This is a genomic window from Campylobacter sp. CNRCH_2016_3089, assembly GCF_025772505.1.
Classification (GTDB): Bacteria; Campylobacterota; Campylobacteria; order Campylobacterales; family Campylobacteraceae; genus Campylobacter_D; species Campylobacter_D lari_D.
Genome location: NZ_JAKMSF010000013.1, coordinates 1 through 24,141 on the forward strand (window position 1 = coordinate 1; position 24,141 = coordinate 24,141).

Consider the following 24,141-nt stretch of genomic DNA (forward strand, 5'->3'; position numbering starts at 1 on the left):
CTTTGCAAAATGACTTAATGTTTTGGAATTTTTTAAAAAAGTGAAAGTTAAAAAAGGCCTTTTAATAGTATAAAATTTTTCATAAAATTTAGCTCTAAGATCAATTATCAATTCATTTTCTAAAAATTTATCAATTTCATCAGAAAAATTATCTTTATAAAATTTTTCTATATTAAAGTTCTTGATTTTCTCTCCTTGCTTTAATTTATAATAAGGTATTAAATCTTTTGCTAAAATAGGACCAAAAAGATTAGAAAATATCAAAACATTCTCATCTATGTATTCTCTTGAAATCTCACTTAAATTTTCATAGTCTAAATAATCAAAAGCAACTCCATTATATCTTTGAATAGCTTTGTTTGTTTCTTTTGTTAAAATATCATGAGTTAATTCTTCTATTTCACTTGCATCTTTTATACCAAAAAATTTTTCAAGTTCAACTTCATTGCATTGTTTTATATGATTTTTATATTTTGTAAGTACGTCAAGTCTTTTACTATATAAATTACTAAAAACAAAAGAGTTTTTATTTATATAACCTTGCGTATTTATTTTATTTTTGCTTTCGCTAGGTGAAAATAAAATTTTCATAATCAATCCTTTATTTTTTTAAAAATTATATAAAATTATTTAAAACACTTGACATTAATTTAAAATTACATTATAATTCAACTTTATTTTTTGCTGGTTTAGCTCAGTTGGTAGAGCAGCTGCCTTGTAAGCAGCAGGTCGGGGGTTCAAGTCCCTTAACCAGCTCCATTGTTGATAGCAGTGTTTGACCAGAAATAAAAAGCATTTTTATCATGGTGAGTTACTCAAGTGGCCAACGAGGGCAGACTGTAAATCTGCTGGCTTTCGCCTTCCGTGGTTCGAATCCACGACTCACCACCATTGCTTTGCGGGAGTAGCTCAGTTGGCTAGAGCATCAGCCTTCCAAGCTGAGGGTCGCGGGTTCGAGTCCCGTTTCCCGCTCCAACCTAATTTTGGTAGAGTGAAACTGGGAGCTGTTTTTAAATTAAGAATTTCTAGCAGTTTCAATTTCCAAAATTTTATAATTTATGTTTTTAATTTTTCTGAGCGCTCGTATGGCTCAGAGGTAGAGCACTCCCTTGGTAAGGGAGAGGTCGCGGGTTCAAGTCCCGCTATGAGCTCCATTGATTTCAAAAGATTATAAAACATAAATTAGTATTTGTTTGTAAATTTTATATGGAGGAAAAAGATGGCTAAAGAAAAATTTTCACGTAATAAGCCTCACGTAAATATTGGTACTATTGGTCACGTTGACCACGGTAAAACTACTTTAACAGCTGCTATCTCTGCTGTTCTTTCAAGAAGAGGTTTGGCTGAGCTTAAAGATTATGATAATATCGACAATGCTCCTGAAGAAAAAGAGCGTGGTATTACTATTGCAACTTCTCACATTGAGTATGAAACAGAAAATCGTCACTATGCTCACGTAGACTGCCCAGGTCACGCTGACTATGTTAAAAATATGATTACTGGTGCTGCTCAAATGGACGGTGCTATTCTTGTTGTTTCTGCTGCAGATGGTCCAATGCCACAAACTAGAGAACACATCTTACTTTCTCGCCAAGTAGGTGTACCATATATCGTTGTTTTCATGAATAAAGCTGATATGGTTGATGATGCTGAATTATTAGAATTAGTTGAAATGGAAATTAGAGAACTATTAAGTTCTTATGACTTCCCAGGAGATGATACTCCAATTATTTCAGGTTCTGCTTTACAAGCTCTTGAAGAAGCAAAAGCCGGACAAGATGGTGAATGGTCTAAAAAAATCCTAGATCTTATGGCAGCAGTTGATGAGTATATTCCAACTCCAGCTCGTGATACAGATAAAGATTTCTTAATGCCAATCGAAGACGTATTCTCAATTTCAGGTCGTGGTACAGTTGTTACTGGTAGAATTGAAAAAGGTGTTGTTAAAGTTGGTGATACTATTGAAATCGTTGGTATTAGAGAAACACAAAGCACTACAGTAACTGGTGTTGAAATGTTTAGAAAAGAAATGGATCAAGGTGAAGCAGGTGATAACGTAGGTGTTCTTCTACGTGGTACTAAAAAAGAAGATGTTCTTCGTGGTATGGTTCTTGCTAAGCCAAAATCAATTACTCCACATACTGACTTTGAAGCAGAAGTTTATATTTTAAATAAAGATGAAGGTGGTCGTCATACTCCATTCTTTAATAACTATAGACCACAGTTCTATGTAAGAACAACTGATGTTACTGGTTCTATCCAACTTGCAGAAGGCGTTGAAATGGTTATGCCAGGTGAAAATGTTAGAATTACTGTAAGTCTTATTGCACCAGTTGCACTTGAAGAAGGTACTCGTTTTGCTATCCGTGAAGGTGGCCGTACTGTTGGTTCAGGTGTTGTATCTAAAATTATTAAATAATCATAAGCGAGATTTTATCTCGCTTTTTTAAGGAATAAAAATGAGAATTAAAGTTGGCTTGAAATGTGAAGAGTGCGGTGATATTAATTACAGTACTTTTAAAAATAGTAAAAATACAACTGAAAAATTAGAATTAAAAAAATATTGCCCAAGATTAAAAAAACATACAGTTCATAAAGAAGTTAAATTAAAAAGTTAAGGCTTTTATATAAAAGCCCTTAGGGCAATAGCTCCAACGGTAGAGCGCCGGATTCCAAATCCGATGGTTGGGGGTTCGAATCCCTCTTGCCCTGCCACAAAATAAGGTTAAATATGGAAAAACTAATAACTTATTTTAAATTGTCAAAAGCTGAATTATCAAAAGTTATTTGGCCTTTGAAAGAGCAAGTTAGAAATGCTTATATTACTGTTTTTGTAGTTGTTATTGTTGTTTCATTATTTTTAGCATTGGTTGACTTGATTATGTCATTTTCATTATCTAAGATTATAGGATAAAATAATGAATCATAAATGGTATGCAATTCAAACTTATGCAGGTAGTGAAATGGCCGTAAAAAGAGCCATAGAAAATTTAGTTAGAGATCATGGAATTCAAGAGCAATTGCTAGAAGTAATTGTTCCAACTGAAGATGTGATTGAATTTAAAAATGGTAAAGAAAAAATAAGCGAAAGAAGTTTGTATTCAGGCTATGTATTTGCCAATATTGACTTATCAACAGAACTTTGGCATAAAATTCAATCTTTGCCAAAAGTTGGTCGTTTTATAGGGGAAAGTAAAAAACCAACCCCATTGAGTGAGAAAGATATCAATCTTATTTTAGAAAAGGTGAAAAATAAAGCAGCACCTAAACCTAAAATTTCATTTGATAAAGAAGAAAGTGTAAGAATAACCGAAGGTCCTTTTGCAAACTTTGTTGGTATTGTAGAAGAATATGATATGGTTAGAGGAGTTTTAAAGCTAAATGTTTCAATATTTGGCAGATCAACTCCAGTAGAGATCTTATACTCTCAAGTTGAAAAAATAGTTTGATAATATAGCAAGTAAAGGAGTAAGGTTATGGCTAAAAAAGTCGTAGGAGAAATAAAATTACAAATAGCTGCTACTAAGGCTAATCCATCACCTCCAGTTGGTCCTGCTTTGGGTCAACAAGGTGTTAATATTATGGAATTTTGTAAGGCATTTAATGAAAGAACAAAAGATATGGCTGGCTTTAATATTCCAGTTGTTATTACTGTTTATGCAGATAAAAGCTTTACATTTATCACAAAACAACCACCAGCTACTGATTTAATCAAAAAAGCTGCAGGTATTTCTAAAGGTGCGGATAATCCTTTAAAAAATAAAGTAGGTAAATTAACTAAAGCACAAGTTTTAGAAATTGTTGATAAAAAAATAGCTGATATGAACACAAAAGATAGAGAGCAAGCTGCTAAGATTATTATGGGTTCTGCTCGTTCTATGGGTGTTGAAATCGTAGATTAATACTCTTTACCGCCAAGAGTTTAAAAAGGCGGTAGCACTTTATATAAAATGCGGAGAAAAATTAATGTCAAAAAATACTAAAAGATTTACAGAATTATTAAAAAAAATAGATTCAAATAAAAATTACTTAATGGATGAAGCAATAAGCACAGTTAAAACTCTTGCATCTGCTAAATTTGATGAAACAGTTGAAATTGCTTTAAAATTAAATGTTGATCCAAGACATGCAGATCAGATGGTAAGAGGTAGTGTAGTTTTACCTTGTGGTACAGGTAAAAAAGTGCGTGTTGCTGTTATAGCAAAAGATGCAAAAGCTGATGAGGCAAAAAATGCAGGTGCTGATATAGTTGGTAGTGATGATTTAGTAGAAGAAATTCAAAAAGGAAATATGAATTTTGATGTTTTAATTGCTACTCCAAATTTGATGGGTTTAGTTGGTAAAGTAGGTCGTATTTTAGGACCTAAAGGTTTAATGCCAAATCCTAAGACAGGTACTGTGACAATGGATGTTGCACAAGCTGTGAATAATGCTAAAAATGGTCAAGTTAACTTCCGTGTTGATAAGCAAGGAAATATCCATGCAGGTTTAGGTAAAGTTAGCTTTACTCAAGAACAATTAAAAGAAAATATGACAGCATTTGTAAAAGCTATTAATAAACACAAGCCAGCTGCTGCAAAAGGAAGATATATTAAAAATGCTAGTCTTTCTTTAACTATGAGTCCTTCTCTTTCTCTTGATACTCAAGAATTACTTGATACAAAATAAAATTAATGAGAGTTTTACTCTCATTAATAAAAATTAGATAAGATAATAACTTTTATTTTATCTAATTTTTATCTTAGATTGGAGATAGCCGAGGTCTTAGGACTTAATTAGATTTTTCTGCTCTGCTTGAAATCACCGGTCGGAAAGGAGTAAAGATGACTAAAAGCCAAAAAGTTGAACTTGTTTCTAAACTTGAAGAAGGTTTTAAAGTTAGTGAGGCTGTTGTAGTGTGTAACTATAAGGGTTTAAATACTAAAAAACTTGAAGAGTTAAGAAATAATGCGAGAGAAATGGATGTTAAAGTTCAAATTATTAAAAATACTTTAGCAAGTATTGCTCTTAAAAATGCCGGCAAAGATGGAATGGAACTTAAAGATACTAATATTTATCTTTGGGGTGAAGACCAATTAAATGTTTCAAAAGTTGCTGATAAATTTAGCGAAGCTAATCAAGCATTTGAGATCAAAACTGCATTTATCGAAGGTGAAGTTGCTTCTGTAGATAAAGTTAAAGCTTTAGCTAAAATGCCTTCTCGCAATGAACTACTTGCTATGCTTTTGCAAGTTTGGAATGCACCAATCACCAATTTTACAATTGGATTAAATGCATTAAAAGAAAAAAAAGAAGCTGAATAAAATTATAAAAAGGATAAAAAATGGCAATTACTAAAGAAGATGTATTAGAATTTATTTCTAACCTAAGTGTTCTTGAGCTTTCAGAATTAGTAAAAGAATTTGAAGAAAAATTTGGTGTTTCTGCTGCTCCAGTTATGGTTGCGGGTGCTGCTGTTGCGGGTGCTGCTGGCGGTGCTGCTGAAGAAAAAACTGAATTTGATATTGTATTACAAGATGGTGGCGATAAAAAAATTAATGTAATTAAAGTTGTTCGTGCTTTAACTGGTCTTGGATTAAAAGAAGCAAAAGATGCAGTTGAGCAAACTCCATCAGTTCTTAAAGAAGGTGTTAGTAAAGCTGAAGCTGAAGAAGCTAAAAAACAACTTGAAGAAGCTGGCGCTAAGGTTGAACTTAAATAATTTTTTATTTTTAAAAGAAAGGATTTTATATCCTTTCTTGTTTTCCTTTAATAAGGATTCTTTCTTTTAATACTTTTACCATGGGGTATAATAATATGTTAAATTCACAATCAGGAAATCGTTTAAGAATAGACTTCTCGAATGTTCCACAACAAATAGACATTCCAAATTTATTACAATTACAAAAAAAGAGTTTTGATTATTTTTTAAATTTAGATGCAAAAAATTCAGAAAGTGGAATTGAAAAAGTTTTCAAATCTATCTTTCCAATCCATGATCCGCAAAATAGATTAAGTTTAGAATATGTAAGTAGTGAAGTAGGTAAACCTAAATACACCATTAGAGAGTGCATGGAAAGAGGTTTAACTTATTCTGTAAATTTGAAAATGAAAATCCGTTTAACTTTACATGAAAAAGATGAAAAAACGGGTGAAAAAATCGGTATAAAAGATATCAAAGAACAAGAAATTTATATTAGAGAAATTCCTTTAATGACAGATAGAATTTCTTTTATAATTAATGGGGTTGAAAGAGTTGTTGTAAATCAACTTCATAGAAGTCCAGGTGTTATTTTTAAAGAAGAAGAAAGTTCTACTGTTGCAAATAAGTTAGTATATACAGCTCAAATTATACCAGATCGTGGTTCTTGGCTTTATTTTGAGTATGATGCAAAAGATGTGCTTTATGTGCGTATTAATAAAAGAAGGAAAGTGCCTATTACTATTTTATTTAGAGCACTTGGTTATAAAAAGCAAGATATTATAAAATTATTTTACCCTATACAAACTATTCATGTTAAAAAAGATAAATTTTTAACTGAATTTAATCCAAATGACTTTTTAGATAGAGTCGAATATGACTTAAAAGATGAAAAAGGCAATGTTGTACATCAAGCCGGTAAAAGAATGACAAAGAAAAAAGCTGAGCAACTTATAAAAGACGGTGTTAAATGGGTTGAATATCCAATTGAAATTTTAACAAATAGATATTTAGCTAACCCTATTATTAATAAAGAAACCGGTGAGGTTTTATTTGATTCTTTAACGCTATTAGATGAGGGAAAATTAGCTAAAATTAAAGAAGAAAAACAATTTGATATTGCAAATGACTTAGCAAATGGAGTTGATGCTGCTATTATTAATTCTTTCATTCAAGATAATGAGACTTTAAAATTATTAAAACAAACTGAAAATATAGAAGATGAAAATGATTTAGCAGCTATTAGAATTTATAAAGTAATGAGACCAGGCGAGCCTGTAGTAAAAGATGCTGCAAAAGCTTTTGTAAATGATTTATTTTTTAATCCTGAAAGATATGATCTAACAAAAGTTGGTCGTATGAAAATGAATCATAAACTAGGATTAGATACACCTGAATATGTTACAGTTTTAACAAATGAAGATATAGTAAAAACTGCAAAATATTTAATTAAAGTAAAAAATGGTAGAGGCCATATTGATGATAGAGATCATTTAGGTAATCGTCGTATTAGATCGATTGGAGAGCTTTTAGCTAATGAACTTCATGTGGGTCTTGCTAAAATGCAAAAATCAATCAGAGATAAATTTACCGCATTAAATGCAGATATTGATAAAGTAATGCCTTATGACTTGATCAATCCTAAAACAATTACTGTGACAATTATGGAATTTTTTACCGGTGGTCAATTATCTCAATTTATGGATCAAACAAATCCATTAAGCGAGGTAACTCACAAGCGTCGTTTATCTGCGCTTGGCGAGGGTGGTTTAGTAAAAGAAAGAGCGGGTTTTGAAGTGCGTGATGTCCATGCAACGCATTATGGAAGAATTTGTCCTGTTGAAACTCCAGAAGGTCAAAATATCGGTTTGATTAATACGCTTTCAACTTATGCTAAAGTAAATGATCTAGGTTTTGTTGAAGCACCTTATAAGAAAGTAGAAAATGGAAAAGTAAGCAATGAAATTGTTTATTTAACCGCTACTCAAGAAGAAGGTTTAGTGATTGCAGCTGCTTCAACTAAAATTGATGAAAAAGGTAATATTGTTGAAGAATTTGTTGAAGCAAGACAAGATGGTGAAACAATCTTAGCAAGAAGAGAAGAAGTGCATTTGATTGACCTTTGTTCAGGTATGATAGTAGGGGTTGCAGCTTCTTTGATTCCATTTTTGGAGCATGATGATGCAAACAGAGCCTTGATGGGTTCAAACATGCAGCGTCAAGCAGTGCCTTTACTAACCGCGCAAGCACCTATAGTAGGTACTGGTATGGAAAAAATCATTGCGCGTGATGCTTGGGAAGCTATTAAAGCTAAAAGAGCAGGTATTGTAGAAAAAGTTGATAATAAAAATATTTTTATTTTGGGCGAAGATGAAAATGGACCATTTATTGATCATTATAAAATGGAAAAAAATCTAAGAACTAACCAAAATACAACTTTTATTCAACACCCGATTGTGAAAAAAGGCGAATTTATTCAAGCAGGTCAAATTATTGCAGATGGTCCAAGTATGGACCAAGGAGAGCTTGCTATTGGTAAAAATGCTTTGATCGCATTTATGCCATGGCATGGATATAATTATGAAGATGCTATTGTAATTAGTGAGAAAATTTTACGCGAAGATACTTTCACTAGTGTTCATATTTATGAAAAAGAAGTAGAGGCTAGAGAACTTAAAGATGGCGTTGAAGAGATTACAAAAGATATTCCAAATGTTAAAGAGGAAGATTTAGCACATCTTGATGAGAGTGGTATTGCAAAAATAGGAACTCATATAAAGCCTGGTATGATTTTGGTAGGTAAAGTTTCACCTAAAGGTGAGGTAAAACCTACGCCTGAAGAAAGATTACTAAGAGCTATTTTTGGTGAAAAAGCAGGACATGTTGTAAATAAATCTTTATATGCAACTGCTTCATTGGAAGGTGTTGTTGTAGATGTAAAAATATTTACTAAAAAAGGTTATGAAAAAGATGCTCGTGCTGTAAAAGCCTATGATGATGAAAAATTAAATCTTGAAAAAGAACATCACGATAGACTTTTGATGATGGACAGAGAAGAAACTTTAAGAGTATGTTCTTTGCTTTCTAAATCACCTTTAAATTCAGACGAAGAAATAAATGGTGTTAAATATAAAAAAGGTTCCAAGGTAGAAATTACCGAGTTGGAAAAAATTAATCGTTTTGCATTAAATTCTTTAGTTAAAGCTTATTCTAAAGAAGTGCAAAAGGAATATGATGATTTAAAAAATCACTTCCAAAACGAGAAGAAAAAGCTTAAAACAGAGCATGATGAAAAATTAGAAATTTTAGAAAAAGATGATATTTTACCAAGTGGAGTGGTAAAACTTGTTAAAGTATATATTGCGACTAAGAGAAAATTAAAAGTTGGGGATAAAATGGCGGGACGCCATGGAAATAAAGGTATTGTATCTAATATCGTTCCAGAAGTTGATATGCCTTATTTACCTGATGGAAGACCTATTGATATAGCTTTAAATCCTCTAGGGGTTCCAAGTCGTATGAATATAGGACAAATTCTTGAAAGTCACTTAGGGATTGTTGGTATGAGACTAGGTGATCAAATTCAAGAAATTTTTGATAGAAAACAAAAAGATTTTGTAAAAGAATTACGCGAAAAAATTCTTGAAATTTGTAGTGTATCTAGACTTGAGCTAGAAAAGAAATTTGTACAAACTTTAAATGATGAGCAACTTATTTCTTATGCTAGAGATTGGGCTAAAGGGGTAAAATTTGCTACTCCTGTATTTGAAGGTGTAACGGTTGAAGAATTTGGTAAGCTTTTTGAAATGGCTAAAATAGCTATGGATGGAAAAAGCGAACTTTATGATGGAAGAACTGGTGAAAAAATGGCAGAGCGTGTGCATGTTGGATGTATGTATATGCTTAAATTACACCATTTAGTAGATGAAAAAGTTCACGCAAGAAGCACTGGACCTTATAGCTTAGTAACACAACAACCAGTTGGCGGTAAAGCATTATTTGGTGGGCAAAGATTTGGTGAGATGGAGGTTTGGGCTCTTGAAGCTTATGGAGCAGCTCATACTCTAAGAGAAATGTTAACCATAAAATCTGATGATGTTGAGGGTAGATTTAGTGCTTATAAAGCTTTAACAAAAGGCGAGAATGTTCCAGCAACAGGTATTCCAGAGACATTCTTTGTACTTACAAATGAATTAAAATCTCTTGCTTTAGATGTTGAGATTTTTGATAAGGATGAGAATAATGAGTAAATTTAAACCTATCGAAATAAAAGAAGATGGCAGACCTAGAGACTTTGAAGCTTTTCAATTAAGACTTGCAAGTCCTGAAAAAATCAAATCATGGTCTTATGGGGAAGTAAAAAAACCAGAAACAATTAATTATAGAACTTTAAAGCCTGAAAGAGATGGGCTTTTTTGTGCTAAAATTTTTGGACCAGTAAGAGATTATGAGTGTCTTTGTGGTAAGTATAAAAAAATGCGTTTTAAGGGCATTAAGTGTGAAAAATGTGGTGTTGAAGTTACTAGTTCTAAAGTGCGTCGTTCAAGAATGGGGCATATTGAGCTAGTTACCCCAGTAGCACATATATGGTATGTGAACTCTTTACCAAGTCGTATCGGTACTTTACTCGGCGTAAAGATGAAAGACTTAGAACGTGTATTATATTATGAAGCATATATAGTAGAAAATCCAGGTGATGCGTACTATGATAATGAAAATACTAAAAAAGTTGAATTTTGTGATGTGTTAAATGAAGAGCAGTATTTAAATTTAATGCAACGCTATGAAAGTAGTGGATTTAAAGCTAGAATGGGTGGTGAAGTTGTTAGAGATTTACTAGCAAATTTAGATCTTGTCGAGCTTTTAAATAAATTAAAAGAAGATATTGCAGCAACTAATTCAGAAGCAAAGAAAAAAACTATCATCAAACGCTTAAAAGTGGTAGAAAATTTCTTAAACAGTAATTTAAATAGCAATACAAATATTGATGAAGTAGTACCAAATCGTCCCGAGTGGATGATGATCACAAATTTACCTGTATTACCACCTGATTTAAGACCTTTGGTAGCTTTAGATGGTGGAAAATTTGCAGTTTCTGATGTGAATGATTTATATAGAAGGGTTATCAATAGAAATACGCGTTTAAAAAGACTTATGGAGCTTGATGCACCTGAAATTATCATTAGAAATGAAAAAAGAATGCTACAAGAAGCAGTTGATGCTTTGTTTGATAATGGCAGAAGAGCAAATGCAGTTAAAGGTGCAAATAAGCGCCCATTGAAATCTTTAAGTGAAATTATCAAAGGTAAACAAGGTCGTTTTAGACAAAATCTACTTGGTAAAAGGGTGGATTTCTCAGGTCGTAGTGTTATTGTTGTTGGACCAAAACTTAGAATGGATCAATGCGGTTTACCTAAAAAAATGGCTTTAGAATTATTTAAACCACATTTGTTAGCTAAGCTTGAAGAAAAAGGTTATGCAACTACCGTAAAACAAGCTAAAAAAATGATAGAAAACAAAACTAATGAGGTTTGGGAGTGCTTAGAAGAGGTTGTTAAAGGTCATCCTGTAATGCTTAACCGTGCTCCAACCTTGCATAAACTTTCTATCCAAGCTTTTCATCCTGTGCTTGTAGAGGGTAAAGCGATTCAACTTCATCCATTAGTGTGTGCGGCATTTAATGCTGACTTTGACGGGGACCAAATGGCTGTGCATGTGCCTTTATCTCAAGAGGCAATAGCTGAGTGCAAAGTATTAATGCTTTCATCTATGAATATCTTGCTTCCAGCAAGTGGTCGTTCTGTAACTGTACCTTCTCAAGATATGGTTTTGGGGATTTATTATCTATCTTTAGAAAAAGATGGTGCTAAAGGTGAGCATAAAATTTGCACAGGTATTGAAGAGGTTATGATTGCTCTAGAAGCAAAATCTTTAGATATTCATGCAAGCATTAGAAGTGTAGTTGATGGAAGAAAAATCACAACAACCGCGGGTAGATTGATTATTAAGTCTATCTTACCTGATTTTGTTCCTGAAAATATGTGGAATAAAGTCATGAAGAAAAAAGATATCGCAGCTTTGGTTGATTATGTTTATAAAGAGGGTGGCCTTGAAGTAAGTGCTAGCTTTTTAGATAAACTAAAAGATCTTGGTTTTGAATATGCAACAAAAGCAGGTATTTCTATTTCAATTGCTGATATTATTGTGCCTGATCAAAAGCAAAAAAGCATAGAAGAAGCTAAAAAACAAGTAAGAGAAATTCAAAATTCATATAATTTAGGTTTGATTACTTCGGGTGAAAGATATAATAAGATTATCGATATTTGGAAAAGTACTAATAATATCCTGTCAAAAGATATGATGGAGTTAATTAAAAAAGATAAAGAAGGATTTAACTCTATTTATATGATGGCAGATTCTGGTGCTAGAGGTTCAGCAGCTCAAATTTCACAGCTTGCTGCGATGAGGGGTCTTATGGCAAAACCTGATGGCTCAATCATTGAAACACCGATTATTTCAAATTTCCGTGAAGGACTTAATGTTCTTGAATATTTTATTTCAACTCATGGTGCTAGAAAAGGTCTCGCAGATACAGCATTAAAAACAGCAAATGCAGGTTATTTAACAAGAAAGCTTATCGATGTGGCACAAAATGTAAAAGTTACAATGGATGATTGTGGTGCACATGAGGGTGTTGAAATTAATGAAATCACAGCAGATGGTGTTGTGATTGAAACCTTAGAGGAAAGAATTTTAGGAAGAGTTTTAGCTGAAAATATTATTGATTCTATTACTAATGAAATTTTATTTTCAGAAGGTACTTTAATAGATGAAGAAAAAGCTAGAGTAATTGTTGAAAGTGGTGTAAAGAGTGTAAGTATTAGAACTCCTATTACTTGTAAAGCTAAAAAAGGAGTTTGTTCTAAATGCTATGGTATTAACCTAGGTGAGGGCAAATTAGTTAAGCCAGGTGAAGCTGTAGGTATTATATCTGCTCAATCAATCGGTGAACCAGGAACTCAGCTTACACTAAGAACTTTCCATAGTGGTGGTACTGCTAGTACAGATTTGCAAGATCGTCAAGTAGTAGCACACAAAGAAGGTTTTGTAAGATTTTATAATCTTAACACTTATGAAGATAGACAAGGTAAAACTATCGTTGCAAATCATCGCAATGCTGCTATTTTACTTGTTGAGCCAAAAATCAAAGCTCCATTTAAAGGAACTATCCATATTGAACATGCGTATGAAGATGTGGTGGTTAGTGTTAAAGCAAAAAACAATGAAGCTAAATTTATATTAAGAAAATATGATTTAGCAAAAGCTAATGAGCTTGCTGGTGTAAGTGGTAATATCGAAGGTAAGTTATATATTCCATATAGCGATGGTGTTGAAGTAGCTGAAAATGAAAGTATTGTTGAAGTAATCAAAGAAGGTTGGAATATACCAAATCGTATTCCTTATGCAAGTGAATTGCTAGTAAAAGATGGTGATCCTATCACTCAAGATATTATAGCAGGTGCAAAAGGCACATTAAAATTTTACATGCTCAAAGGCGATGGTTTAGATAGGATTAAAAATCTTAAAAAAGGTGATGTAGTTAAAGAAAAAGGTGTTTTTGTTGTTATTGCTGATGAAAATGATAGAGAAGCAAAAAGACATTATATACCAAGAGAATCCGTGATTGAATTTGATGATAGTGCTTTTGTGGATAATCCTAAAGCTATCATAGCAAAATCAAGCAAAGAAGATAAAACTATCATTGCTGAATGGGATGCATATAATAACACCGTAATTGCAGAGGTTGCAGGTACTATAAATTTTGAAGATATTGAATCAGGCTATAGTGCTGATGAACAAATTGATGAAGCAACAGGTAAAAGATCGCTTGTTATTAATGAGTATTTACCAAGTGGAGTGCGTCCAGCGTTGTTAATCATAGGTGAAAATGACAAAGTAGTGCGTTATCAATTAGAGCCAAAAACTGTTATTTATGTAAATGATGGTGATAAGGTAAAGCAAGCTGATATTTTAGCTAAAACACCAAAGGCAGCAGCTAAATCAAAAGATATTACCGGGGGTCTTCCAAGAGTATCTGAATTATTTGAAGCAAGAAAGCCGAAAAATACTGCTGTTGTAGCTGAAATTGATGGAGTTGTTAGATTTGATAAGCCTTTAAGATCAAAAGAAAGAATCATTATTCAAGCAGAAGATGGAAGTAGTGCAGAGTATTTGATAGATAAATCAAAACGTATTCAAGTAAGAGATGGTGAGTTTATCCATGCGGGTGAAAAATTAACCGATGGAGTTATTTCAAGCCATGATGTACTTAGAATTTTAGGTGAAAAAGCATTACATTATTATCTTATTTCTGAAATTCAGCAAGTTTATCGCGGTCAAGGTGTTGTGATTTCTGATAAGCATATTGAAATCATCGTATCACAAATGCTAAGACAAGTTAAAATTGTAGATAGTGGTCATACTAACTTCATCGTGGGTGATTTAGTTTCAAGAAGAAAATTCAGAGAAGAAAATGAAAGAATTTTAAGATATGGTGGTGAGCCTGCTGTGGCTGAACCTGTGTTACTTGGGGTAACAAGAGCGGCTATTGGAAGTGATAGTGTGATTTCAGCTGCTTCTTTCCAAGAAACAACGAAAGTTTTAACAGAAGCAAGTATTGCAGGTAAATTTGATTATCTTGAAGATCTAAAAGAAAATGTAATCTTAGGTCGTATGATTCCTGTTGGAACGGGATTATATCAAGAACAAAAACTTAAATTAAAAGAAAAAGAATAAAAATCCCTAATTAGGGATTTTTATTGATATATATTTTCTAATTCCGGGAAATATAATTTTAAATCTTGTTCTATTTTGTATTTTTCTTCTAGTAAAATTTTTTGATTTTTTTCTTTAAAATTTGCATTTGAGTAAAATATATGATATGAAATACTAATTGCAGCTATAATTTTTTCATCGTATTCAATTCCTATGGCCATGCACTCAATTTCTGGGTTCATTTCTCCACTTTCTAATGCTATTTTATTTTCTTTGATAGAAGATAATTCTTCGTAAAGCTCTTTTAGATTATTTAATGTATTTGGTGTTATTTTCTCAAAAGGATTTGGATAAATTTTTTCAAGCTCTTTATAGGTTTTCTTTTCTAGTAATGCTTTTCCTAAAGATGTAGCGTAAGCTGGATATGAAGCACCGACAAAAGACTTGATTTGTATTTGATTATCCGAATCAAGTTTTTCTAAATAAAATACATTTCCTTCTTTTAATATTCCCATTTGGCATGTTTGTCCTGTTAAGTTTCTGATGTTTTTCATATGTTTTTTAATTAATTCTAATGCGCTATTTTTTATTGAAATACAACGGCTAATTTCTAAAATTTTATAATCTAATGTGTAAAATTTATTTTTATCACATTTAATGTAATTTTTAGCTTGTAAAGTTTGAAGTATAGGAGAAAGTGTCCCTGGAGGGATATTTAAATCTTTTGCAATAGAGCTTAGTGTATTTTTTTGATTATTATTGCCCAATAATTCTAAAATTTTTAAAACTCTTAATGTTGGTTGATGTGTCATTTTACTCCTTTTTCAATAGATAAATTCTATCATATTTTTTACTTTTAGTAACATTTTTAATAATATAAAAAATATTTTCTATTAGTAGTTTTTGCTTTAGATGATTGATTATAACTACTTTTATAAGACTTTTGTATTGTTTTTTTATCATTTTGATGTTTTTAAAAATTTCTATTTTTAGCTATATTTTTTGTATATAAAAATATTTTTGTATATACAAAAAATGAAAGGAAAAATATGGGAATATTAAAGGGAACTTTACCAGCCTTATTAACTCCATATGATATGAGTGGAAATATTAATGAAAACGAATTTATTAAATACTGCGAATTTGGTATCTCAAAAGGTTTAAATGGATTATTTTGTAATGGTAGTGCAGGAGATTCTCAAGCTTTAGGTATAGAAGAGCAAATCAAAATAATGAAACTTACAAAAGAAGCTGCAAAAAATAATCTCCCTGCTATTACAGGTATTGCATCAACAGTTTATCAAAATACTTTTACTTTGGCACAAAAAGCATATGAATTAGGGCTTGATGCTTTATTACTTGCTATGCCTTATTATTATAAATTAAGTGAAGATGCACTTTTTGAATATATTAAAGATTTATCTTCTAAAGTGAAGCTTCCTTTGTATATTTATAACATCCCTCTTTTTGCACCAGCACTAAGTTTGAAATTTATAGAAAGAGTTTCAAAGCTTGATAATGTTGTGGGTATAAAAGATAGCAGTGGAGATGCTTTACTTTTAAATCATATATTAGATGTAGTGCCTGGTGATTTTGATGTTTTTGTAGGAAGAGAAGAATTTTATGCAGGAGCACTACTGATAGGGGCCAAGGGTTCTATGACTAGTATAGGTGGTGTTTTTCCAGAACTTATGAGTGAAATTTATAAATCAATCAATGAAAAAAATATAGATAGAGCTTTGCTGATTCAAAAAAGTTTATTAAAAGCTATAAGATTTGGTATGAGTATGGCTTTTCCTATGGGATTTGCTTTGCTTTTAAAAGCTAGAGGATTTGAATTTGCAAATACAAGCATCCATCCTTTATCACATGCTACAAAAGAAGAATTAAATACTCGTTTTAATGAAGCTAAAAAACTTGTTAAAACTATAGAAAAAGAAACGGGTATAAAATTATGAAAGCCTATATTATAGTCAATGAAAAAGATAATGTCGCTACTGCTTTGCGTGATTTTAAAAAAGGTGAAATCGTGGAAAATATAGAACTTTTAGATGATATTGCAAGTGGACATAAATTCGCACTAAAAGATATAAAAAAAGATGAAGTTGTCATCAAATATGCAGAAGCTATAGCTAGTGCAAGTTGTGATATTAATAAAGGTGAATGGGTGCATATTCACAATAGTGCAGGTATTAGAGGTCGTGGGGATAAGGAATAAATATGAAAAAGATAATGGGTTATAGAAGAGAAGATGGAAAATTTGGCTTGAGAAATAAAGTCATTATTATACCAAGCGTGCATTGTGCTAATAAGGTGTGTGAAAATATAGCCAGAAAATGCAATGGGGTAGTATATATTAATCATCAACATGGCTGTTCTCAACTCGAATTTGATGCTTTGCAAACTAGAGATGTTTTAATAGGCCATGGAAGTAATGCTAATGTTTTTGGTGTTTTAATTGTAGGACTTGGTTGTGAGGTAATACAAGCGAAAATAGTAGCTGAAAAAATAAAAGAAGTGACACCTTATAAGATGGTTGAATATTTAGTAATACAAGAGTGCGGTGGTAGTAAAAATACCATAGAAAAGGGTGTTAAAATAGTAAATCAAATGCTTGAAAATGCTGCAAAATTGGAAAAAACAGATGGCGATTTTAGTGATTTGATTTTAGGCACAGAATGTGGTGGTAGCGATAGTTATAGCGGTCTTAGTGCCAATCCTGCTTTAGGAAGTTTAAGTGATTTTGTAATTGATGAAGGTGGTGCAGTAATTTTAGCAGAAACTACAGAGCTTATAGGGTGTGAAGCCATACTTGCTAAGAGAGCAAAAAATGATGAAGTAGCTAAAAAGGTATATGATAAGATTTTAGGCTATGAGAATTTAGTTAAATCTTTTCATGCTGATATACGCGGAGCAAATCCTAGTCCGGGAAATATTGCAGGTGGGCTTAGCACTATAGAAGAAAAGTCTTTAGGTTGTGTTTATAAAGCAGGTACTAGAACTTTAATGGATGTGATTGATTATGCTAAACCTGTAATTTCCAAAGGACTTACTTTTATGAATACGCCAGGTAATGATATAGAACAACTTAGCGCTATGGTGGCAGGTGGAGCAAATATTTGTGTTTTTACTACAGGTCGTGGTACTCCTACAGGTTCAGCTATTGTGCCTACTATTAAAATGAGTTCTAATACTTTTTGTTATGAAAATATGAATGATGCTATTGATATTAATGCAGGAAGTATTATAGATGGGATTAAGACAAAAGAAGAAGTGCGTGATGAGCTTATAGATTTGATCATAAGAATTTCAAATGGAGAATTGGTAAAGGCAGAGTTAAATGAACAAAATGATTTTTCAGTTTGGAGACTTGCTACAACTTGCTAAATTAATAAAAAAGGATATATTATGGATTTAAAAATTAAAAACAAAATTTGTATCATCACAGGTGGTGCTAAAGGGATTGGTTATGGTATTGCTAAATTATGGGCTTTAGAAGGTGGGATTCCAATTATTTTTTCAAGAAGTGAAATTTCTAAAGAAAAAGATGATGAGCTAAAAGACATTTGTGGAAATTATGGATTTTATCAAATAGATTTAAAAAATACAGAACAAATTTCAACACTTGTTAAAAGTGTTGTTAATATATATGGTGGAATTTATGCTTTGGTTAATAATGCTGGAGCAAATGATAATTTACATATAGAAGATGCTACAACTGAAGAATTAATTAAATCTTATGAAAATAATCTTTTTCATTATTATACTATGACTAAAGAATGCTTACCATATATTAAAAAGCAACAAGGAAGTATATTAAATATCACAAGTAAAACCGGCTTAACAGGACAAGGTAGAACTTCAGCTTATGCTTCAGCAAAAGCTGCTCAAATAGGTTTTACAAGAGAATGGGCTTGCGCTTTTGCAAAAGATAATATTAGAGTTAATGCTATAGCACCGGCTGAAGTTATGACTCCTCTTTATGAAAAATGGTTGTCAAATTTTCCAAATCCAAAAGCTCAATATGAAAAAATAGCAAAATGCATACCATTAGGTCATCGTTTTACAACTATAGAAGAAATAGCAAACACAGCAGTTTTTACACTAAGCCCTCTTGCTTCACACACAACAGGACAAATTTTAACTCCTGATGGTGGATATATCCATTTAGATAGAGCTCTAAATTGGGATGAAATTTAATAATAAGGAGGATATATGTTAAATAACTCTAAAAATATAAAAATAGCAATTATTTTAGTAACTTCTCTTTTCTTTTTATGGGGAGTTAGTTATGGGCTGATTGATGTGATGAATAAGAATTTTCAAAATCATTTACATATCACTCAACATGAAAGTGGATTTTTGCAACTCGCTTATTTTGGTGCTTATTTTATCATAGCATTACCTGCTGGATATATAGCAAATAAATACTCTTATAAAATTGGTATTATTTTTGGGTTAATCTTGTATGCAATAGGTTGTTTATTGATTATTCCAGCTACAAATTTAGCTAATTTTTACTTATTTTTATTTGCTTTTTTTATTTTAGCTTGCGGTATTGGTTCTTTGGAAACTAGTGCTAATCCTTATATGGTAAAACTTGGTGATGAGAAAAATGCTAGTTTTAGAATTAATGCTGCTCAAAGTTTTAATGGTTTGGGTCAATTTTTAGGACCTATTATAGGTGGAGCTTTGTTTTTATCTATTACAAAACAAGAAGAAGGTGCAAGTAAAGAACAAATAGAAGCTGCGTTACTTGCTAATATGGGTAATGTCCAGCTAGTGTATGTTGGTATTGCAGCAATTGTTATTTTGATCTTGATTGCTTTTGCATTGAATAAAATTCCAGAAGGATCGGCAGTAAGTAGTGATTATGAACAAAAAGATACCTCAAAACCTATTGGAGTTTTTAAGCGTAAACATTTTAATTTTGGATTGCTAGCACAATTTTTGTATATAGCAAATCAAGTTAGTGCAGGAGCTTTTTTTATAAATTATCTTAGTGAGCATAATGAAAATCTAAAAGATGAACAAGGGGCTTATTATTTTTCGATAGCTTTAATTGCTTTTATGTTAGGTCGTATTCTTTCTACGCCTTTGATGAAGAAAATTAAAGGTGAGACTATTTTAGGATGGTATTCTTTTATTAATGTGATTTTATGTGTATGCTTGTATTTTGCTAGCGGATTTATTAGTATAGTTATTTTAATTGCATTATTTTTCTTTATGTCCATTTCTTTTCCTACTATTTTTGCAGTTGCAACAAAAAATCTTCCTTTTAATCAAGTGAAATTAGGTGGTTCTTTACTTGTTATGAGTATAGTTGGTGGTGCTATTATGCCTATTATCATGGGTTTAATTAATGATTATTTTGGAACAAGCATGGGATATTTGGCTATGGCCCCATTATTTTTATATGTATCATGGTATGGTTTTTTTGGTTCTAAAATAAAGGCTTAAAAATGCAAAAAATTTTTGATTCTCATTTGCATCTTTGGGATTTAAGTAAAATGCCTATTTCGTGGATAAAAGGCAATAATAGATTGGAACAAAATTATGATTTTTTAAGGGCAAAAAATGAGTATAAAGAATTTGATTTTTTAGGTGCGATGTATGTTGAAACAAATAGTGATGATTTGGAAAAAGAAGCTTTATTTGCATTAAAGCAAAAACAAGAACATGGTCTTTTTGTTTGTTTAGCTGATTTAAAGTACAAAGAACACTTATGTGCTTTTAGAGAGGTAATGCATACTAGTAAAAAGGGTGCTAAGAGACTATTTGAAGCAGATTTTAAAGAAAAATTAGAACTTCTAAATGTTTTTAATATACCTTTTGAAGCTTGCATGAAAAATGAAGAACTTTGGATATTGGAAAAGTTTTTATTTGATAATCCTAATTTAAAAGTAGTTTTAAATCATATGGGCAGTCCTAAAATTAACTATTTTGATGAATATAAAAAAATATTACATAAATTAAAAGATTTCCCAAATTTATGGATAAAAATTTCCGTACCAGATGATTTTACGATAAAAATTCATAGAGATTTTATATCTCAATGTTTTTCATTTTTAAAGAATGTTTTTAGTGAAGATAAATTTATATTTGGTAGTAATTATCCTGTGGCAAAAATAGCTCCAGCTAAATGGGCTAAATTTATCATAGAAGGAAATATTTTTAAAGATTTGGACAAGATATTTTATAAAAATGCTTTATCAATTTATAAGGAGGATAGGTGCAAAGATATGGTCAAATTATAAAAATTAAAAAGGAAAAAATACAAGAGTATAAAGATCTTCATGCAAAGCCTTATAAAGGTGTTTGTGAGATGATTAAAGAATGTAATATACAAAATTATTCTATTTATTTATTTGGAGAATATTTGTTTGCATATTTTGAATATACAGGTGTTGATTTTGATGCAGATATGGCTAAGATGGCAAAAGATAAAAATACACAACAATGGTGGAAAGTTACAGATCCGTGCCAAATATCTTTAGCTCATGCAGGACAAAAGTGGCTAAATATGGAAGAAGTGTTTCATTTAGATTAAAAAAGGAGAAAAAATGACAACTTATTTAAATTATATTGATGGCGAATTTATCCCACACAATGGCGAATTTATAGAAGTTTTAAATCCCGCTACCAAAGAAGTAATATCAAGAGTAGCAAGTGCTTCTTTAGAAGATACACAAAGAGCAATTGAAGCAGCTAAAAAGGCACAAAAAAATTGGGAGGCTAAACCAGCGATTGAAAGAGCAAATCATTTAAGAGAAATAGCTAGTTTAATACGCAAAAATGCTAATTTTTTAACAGAAATTTTAATGCAAGAGCAAGGAAAAACTAGAGCTTTAGCTAGTGTAGAGATTAATTTTACGGCAGATTATATGGATTATACTGCTGAATGGGCTAGAAGATATGAAGGCGAAATTATACAAAGTGATAGAGCTAATGAGCATATATATTTATATAAAAGTGCCATTGGTGTAATTGGTGGAATTTTACCTTGGAATTTTCCATTTTTTCTAATCGCAAGAAAGATGGCACCTGCTTTACTAACAGGCAACACCATTGTTATAAAACCAAGCAGTGAAACTCCAAATAATGCTTTTGAATTTGCAAAGCTTGTCTCGCAAAGTTCTTTACCAAAAGGAGTATTTAATTTAGTTGCAGGTAAGGGTAGTGTGGTAGGACATGAATTATCAAGTAATGAAAACATAGGTATGGTAAGTCTTACAGGGAGTGTTGAAGCAGGAACTAGAGTGATGGAAGCTGCAGCTAAAAATATCATTAAGGTTTCTCTAGAACTTGGCGGAAAGGCACCGGCTATAGTGTGTAAAGATGCAGATATTGATTTAGCGGTAGAAGCGATTAAGGCAAGTAGAATTTGCAATAACGGACAAGTTTGCAATTGTGCCGAAAGAGCTTATGTGCATACAAGTGTTTATGATGAATTTGTAGATAAATTTGTAAAAGCCATGAGTAAAGTAAGTGTTGGAAACACTTTGAAAGGCGATTTTGATATGGGTCCGCTTGTCAATCAAGCAGGGGTTGATAATGCTTTAGCAATGCTTGAGAGAGCTACGAATAAAGGAGCAGTTGTAGAATGCGGTGGAAAAATCACCGATACAAGCGGATATTATTTTCCTGCAAGCGTTCTTACAAATGTTAAGCATGAAGATGAGATCATGCAAAAAGAAATTTTTGCTCCGATTTTACCAATTACTAAATTTGATACACTTGATGAGGCAATTGACATGGCAAATGATTGTGAATATGGACTGACAAGTTCTATTTATACACAAAATTTAGATATAGCAATGAGAGCTAGTAGAGAAATAAAATTTGGTGAAACTTATATTAACCGTGAAAATTTTGAAGCAATGCAAGGATTTCATGCAGGTTTTAGAAAAAGTGGCATAGGTGGAGCTGATGGAAAACATGGTCTTGAAGAGTATTTAGCTACCCATGTGGTTTATTTGCAATACAATACCGATAAACAATGATTTCAATCCTATCTATTTTTTAGATAGGATTTGCTATAATCTTTAAATTTAAAGGATAATAATTTGAAGATTATAGATTTAAAAACTTACTCAAGAAAAGAGCATTTTGAATTTTATACTAAATTTCCCTGCTATTTTGAATTAAATTTTGAATTAGATATTAGTAAATTTTATTCTTTTGTTAAAAATCAAAATTATTCTTTTTATGGTAGTTTTATCTATTTTTTAAGTAAAAATGTTAATTTAATACCTGAATAATTATACTTAGAGAATGATAAATTAATTTGTTTTGATATTATCCATCCAAGTTATACCGCTTTTTGTGAAAAATCAAAGACTTTTTGTGTTTTATGGACTGAATTTAATGAAGATTTTCAAAACTTTTTACATAATTTCGAGCAAGATAAACAATTCATTAAAGAAAACACTATGTTTGTAAAAGAGAATATTAAAAATTCTTTTAATATTTCAGCAATCCCTTGGATAAATTTTGAGAATTTCTCTTTACATTTACCTAAAAAAGAAAATTATTTTTTTCCTATTCTTACAAGTGGGAAAATTATCAAGGAAAAAAATCAATGTTTTATTCCACTAAGTATTAATGTAAATCACGCAAACACCGATGCTTATCATGTGAGTTTGTTTTTAGAAAATTTGCAAAAAGATTTAAATTGTTTTTAGTTTATATTTTTGTAAGTAAAATTTAGATATTATCCAAAGTTTATTACATTTTTTAAAGAAAGGAATTATTGTGCCTACCATAAATCAATTGGTTAGAAAAGAGCGCAAAAAAGTTTTAGAGAAATCTAAATCTCCAGCGCTTAAAAATTGTCCACAAAGAAGGGGAGTTTGCACTAGGGTTTATACAACAACCCCTAAAAAACCAAACTCAGCGTTAAGAAAAGTTGCCAAAGTAAGACTTACAAGTGGCTTTGAAGTTATTAGTTATATCGGTGGTGAAGGTCACAACCTACAAGAACACAGCATTGTTTTAGTGCGTGGTGGTAGGGTAAAAGACTTACCAGGTGTTAAGTATCACATTGTTCGCGGTGCCTTAGATACTGCAGGTGTTGCAAAAAGAACCGTTTCTCGTTCTAAATATGGTGCGAAACGCCCTAAAGCAGCAGCTAAGTAATAAAATTGCAGACAAATCCGTTAGATTTGATTTTGTTTGAGTAAAATTATAAATTTGAAGGAAAATTATGAGAAGAAGAAAAGCTCCGGTAAGAGAAGTCTTGCCAGATCCGATTTATGGAAACAAAGTAATCACAAAATTCATTAATTCTTTAATGTATGATGGTAAAAAAAGCACAGCTACGACTATTATGTATGGTGCTTTAGAAGCTATCGATAAAAAAGGTGGAGAAAAAAAAGGTATAGAAATTTTTAATGATGCTATTGAAAATATTAAGCCTTTATTAGAAGTTAAATCTCGTCGTGTTGGTGGTGCTACTTATCAAGTGCCAGTAGAAGTACGCCCAGCTAGACAACAAGCTTTAGCTATAAGATGGATTATTTCTTTTGCTAGAAAAAGAAGCGAAAGAACTATGATAGAAAAATTAGCAGCAGAATTATTAGATGCAGCTAATAGCAAAGGTGCTTCATTCAAGAAGAAAGAAGATACTTATAAAATGGCAGAAGCTAATAAAGCATTTGCTCATTATCGCTGGTAAGAGGAGTAAA

Annotated in this window: 22 protein-coding genes, 5 tRNA genes and 1 pseudogene; 26 read left to right on the forward strand and 2 right to left on the reverse strand. The window is 31.5% G+C overall.

Translation table 11 applies throughout. The features are described from left to right. On the reverse strand, positions 1 to 591 hold a 591-nt coding region (locus L8W69_RS07925), incomplete at its 3' end, for a YaaA family protein (protein ID WP_263666844.1). 92 nt (positions 592 to 683) lie between these two features. Here L8W69_RS07925 and L8W69_RS07930 point away from each other — a divergent pair. From L8W69_RS07930 to rpoC, 15 genes are all read left to right on the forward strand, one after another. After that, a tRNA-Thr gene (locus tag L8W69_RS07930) sits at positions 684 to 759 on the forward strand. Between the two features lie 46 nt (positions 760 to 805). Next, a tRNA-Tyr gene (locus L8W69_RS07935) sits at positions 806 to 891 on the forward strand. 7 nt (positions 892 to 898) lie between these two features. Further along, a tRNA-Gly gene (locus L8W69_RS07940) sits at positions 899 to 975 on the forward strand. A gap of 104 nt (positions 976 to 1,079) precedes the next feature. Then, positions 1,080 to 1,154 (forward strand) — tRNA-Thr (locus tag L8W69_RS07945). A 65-nt stretch (positions 1,155 to 1,219) separates the two neighbouring features. Beyond that, the gene (gene tuf, locus L8W69_RS07950; protein ID WP_039617742.1) at positions 1,220 to 2,419 is read left to right on the forward strand and encodes an elongation factor Tu; all 1,200 of its coding nucleotides are present in this window, start codon (positions 1,220 to 1,222) and stop codon (positions 2,417 to 2,419) included. Positions 2,420 to 2,459: 40 nt separating this feature from the next. Next, entirely contained in the window at positions 2,460 to 2,618 is a 159-nt protein-coding gene (gene rpmG / locus L8W69_RS07955) for a 50S ribosomal protein L33 (protein ID WP_039617743.1), read from the forward strand. A gap of 21 nt (positions 2,619 to 2,639) precedes the next feature. Continuing rightward, positions 2,640 to 2,715 (forward strand) — tRNA-Trp (locus L8W69_RS07960). A gap of 16 nt (positions 2,716 to 2,731) precedes the next feature. After that, positions 2,732 to 2,914 carry a preprotein translocase subunit SecE gene (secE, locus tag L8W69_RS07965; protein ID WP_263666845.1) on the forward strand — a complete coding sequence of 61 codons (183 nt, stop codon included), beginning with the start codon at positions 2,732 to 2,734 and terminating at the stop codon, positions 2,912 to 2,914. A gap of 1 nt (position 2,915) precedes the next feature. After that, positions 2,916 to 3,449 carry a transcription termination/antitermination protein NusG gene (gene nusG, locus L8W69_RS07970; RefSeq protein ID WP_087684660.1) on the forward strand — a complete coding sequence of 178 codons (534 nt, stop codon included), beginning with the start codon at positions 2,916 to 2,918 and terminating at the stop codon, positions 3,447 to 3,449. Positions 3,450 to 3,476: 27 nt separating this feature from the next. Then, positions 3,477 to 3,902: a 50S ribosomal protein L11 gene (gene rplK / locus L8W69_RS07975; RefSeq protein WP_012661181.1), complete on the forward strand. Its 426-nt coding sequence runs from the start codon at positions 3,477 to 3,479 to the stop codon at positions 3,900 to 3,902. Between the two features lie 64 nt (positions 3,903 to 3,966). Further along, entirely contained in the window at positions 3,967 to 4,668 is a 702-nt protein-coding gene (gene rplA, locus L8W69_RS07980) for a 50S ribosomal protein L1 (protein ID WP_039617747.1), read from the forward strand. A 155-nt stretch (positions 4,669 to 4,823) separates the two neighbouring features. Then, a complete protein-coding gene (rplJ, locus tag L8W69_RS07985; RefSeq protein ID WP_133319935.1) occupies positions 4,824 to 5,303 on the forward strand; it encodes a 50S ribosomal protein L10 in 480 nt (159 codons plus the stop codon). A gap of 20 nt (positions 5,304 to 5,323) precedes the next feature. Next, on the forward strand, positions 5,324 to 5,701 hold the full coding sequence (gene rplL / locus L8W69_RS07990) for a 50S ribosomal protein L7/L12 (RefSeq protein ID WP_012661184.1): 378 nt from the start codon (positions 5,324 to 5,326) through the stop codon (positions 5,699 to 5,701). 95 nt (positions 5,702 to 5,796) lie between these two features. Then, the gene (gene rpoB, locus L8W69_RS07995) at positions 5,797 to 9,930 is read left to right on the forward strand and encodes a DNA-directed RNA polymerase subunit beta (RefSeq protein WP_220566613.1); all 4,134 of its coding nucleotides are present in this window, start codon (positions 5,797 to 5,799) and stop codon (positions 9,928 to 9,930) included. Next, positions 9,923 to 14,476, forward strand: a complete 4,554-nt coding sequence (gene rpoC, locus L8W69_RS08000; protein WP_263659896.1) for a DNA-directed RNA polymerase subunit beta' — start codon at positions 9,923 to 9,925, stop codon at positions 14,474 to 14,476. Before rpoB ends, rpoC begins: the two co-directional genes overlap by 8 nt. 20 nt (positions 14,477 to 14,496) lie before the next feature. Here the strand turns inward: rpoC and L8W69_RS08005 are convergent, their stop codons facing one another. Beyond that, positions 14,497 to 15,267 (reverse strand): IclR family transcriptional regulator, encoded by a 771-nt coding sequence (locus tag L8W69_RS08005; protein ID WP_220566615.1) that lies wholly within the window; start codon positions 15,265 to 15,267, stop codon positions 14,497 to 14,499. Positions 15,268 to 15,504: 237 nt separating this feature from the next. Here L8W69_RS08005 and L8W69_RS08010 point away from each other — a divergent pair, with 237 nt between their 5' ends. The 11 genes and pseudogenes from L8W69_RS08010 to rpsG all read left to right on the forward strand — a co-directional run bounded on the left by L8W69_RS08010 (position 15,505) and on the right by rpsG (position 24,131). Next, positions 15,505 to 16,413, forward strand: coding sequence for a dihydrodipicolinate synthase family protein (locus tag L8W69_RS08010; RefSeq protein WP_263666846.1), 909 nt, complete (start codon positions 15,505 to 15,507; stop codon positions 16,411 to 16,413). Beyond that, a complete protein-coding gene (locus tag L8W69_RS08015; RefSeq protein ID WP_133319930.1) occupies positions 16,410 to 16,673 on the forward strand; it encodes a UxaA family hydrolase in 264 nt (87 codons plus the stop codon). Before L8W69_RS08010 ends, L8W69_RS08015 begins: the two co-directional genes overlap by 4 nt. Before the next feature lie 2 nt (positions 16,674 to 16,675). Further along, positions 16,676 to 17,842: a UxaA family hydrolase gene (locus tag L8W69_RS08020; protein WP_263666847.1), complete on the forward strand. Its 1,167-nt coding sequence runs from the start codon at positions 16,676 to 16,678 to the stop codon at positions 17,840 to 17,842. Between the two features lie 21 nt (positions 17,843 to 17,863). After that, positions 17,864 to 18,655: an SDR family oxidoreductase gene (locus L8W69_RS08025; RefSeq protein ID WP_133319928.1), complete on the forward strand. Its 792-nt coding sequence runs from the start codon at positions 17,864 to 17,866 to the stop codon at positions 18,653 to 18,655. A 15-nt stretch (positions 18,656 to 18,670) separates the two neighbouring features. Then, positions 18,671 to 19,915 carry an L-fucose:H+ symporter permease gene (fucP, locus tag L8W69_RS08030; protein WP_263666848.1) on the forward strand — a complete coding sequence of 415 codons (1,245 nt, stop codon included), beginning with the start codon at positions 18,671 to 18,673 and terminating at the stop codon, positions 19,913 to 19,915. A 2-nt stretch (positions 19,916 to 19,917) separates the two neighbouring features. Further along, positions 19,918 to 20,712, forward strand: coding sequence for an amidohydrolase family protein (locus tag L8W69_RS08035; RefSeq protein ID WP_133319926.1), 795 nt, complete (start codon positions 19,918 to 19,920; stop codon positions 20,710 to 20,712). Next, positions 20,688 to 21,005, forward strand: coding sequence for an L-rhamnose mutarotase (locus L8W69_RS08040; protein ID WP_133319925.1), 318 nt, complete (start codon positions 20,688 to 20,690; stop codon positions 21,003 to 21,005). The genes L8W69_RS08035 and L8W69_RS08040 overlap by 25 nt, the downstream gene beginning before the upstream one ends. Positions 21,006 to 21,018: 13 nt before the next feature. Next, positions 21,019 to 22,458, forward strand: a complete 1,440-nt coding sequence (gene aldA / locus L8W69_RS08045; protein WP_263661680.1) for an aldehyde dehydrogenase — start codon at positions 21,019 to 21,021, stop codon at positions 22,456 to 22,458. 63 nt (positions 22,459 to 22,521) lie between these two features. Beyond that, a pseudogene (locus L8W69_RS08050) lies at positions 22,522 to 23,139 on the forward strand (CatA-like O-acetyltransferase). 70 nt (positions 23,140 to 23,209) lie between these two features. Then, a complete protein-coding gene (rpsL, locus tag L8W69_RS08055) occupies positions 23,210 to 23,593 on the forward strand; it encodes a 30S ribosomal protein S12 (protein WP_012661187.1) in 384 nt (127 codons plus the stop codon). Between the two features lie 67 nt (positions 23,594 to 23,660). After that, complete coding sequence (rpsG, locus tag L8W69_RS08060; RefSeq protein WP_012661188.1) at positions 23,661 to 24,131, forward strand: 30S ribosomal protein S7; 471 nt, start codon at positions 23,661 to 23,663, stop codon at positions 24,129 to 24,131. Positions 24,132 to 24,141 lie beyond the last annotated feature (10 nt).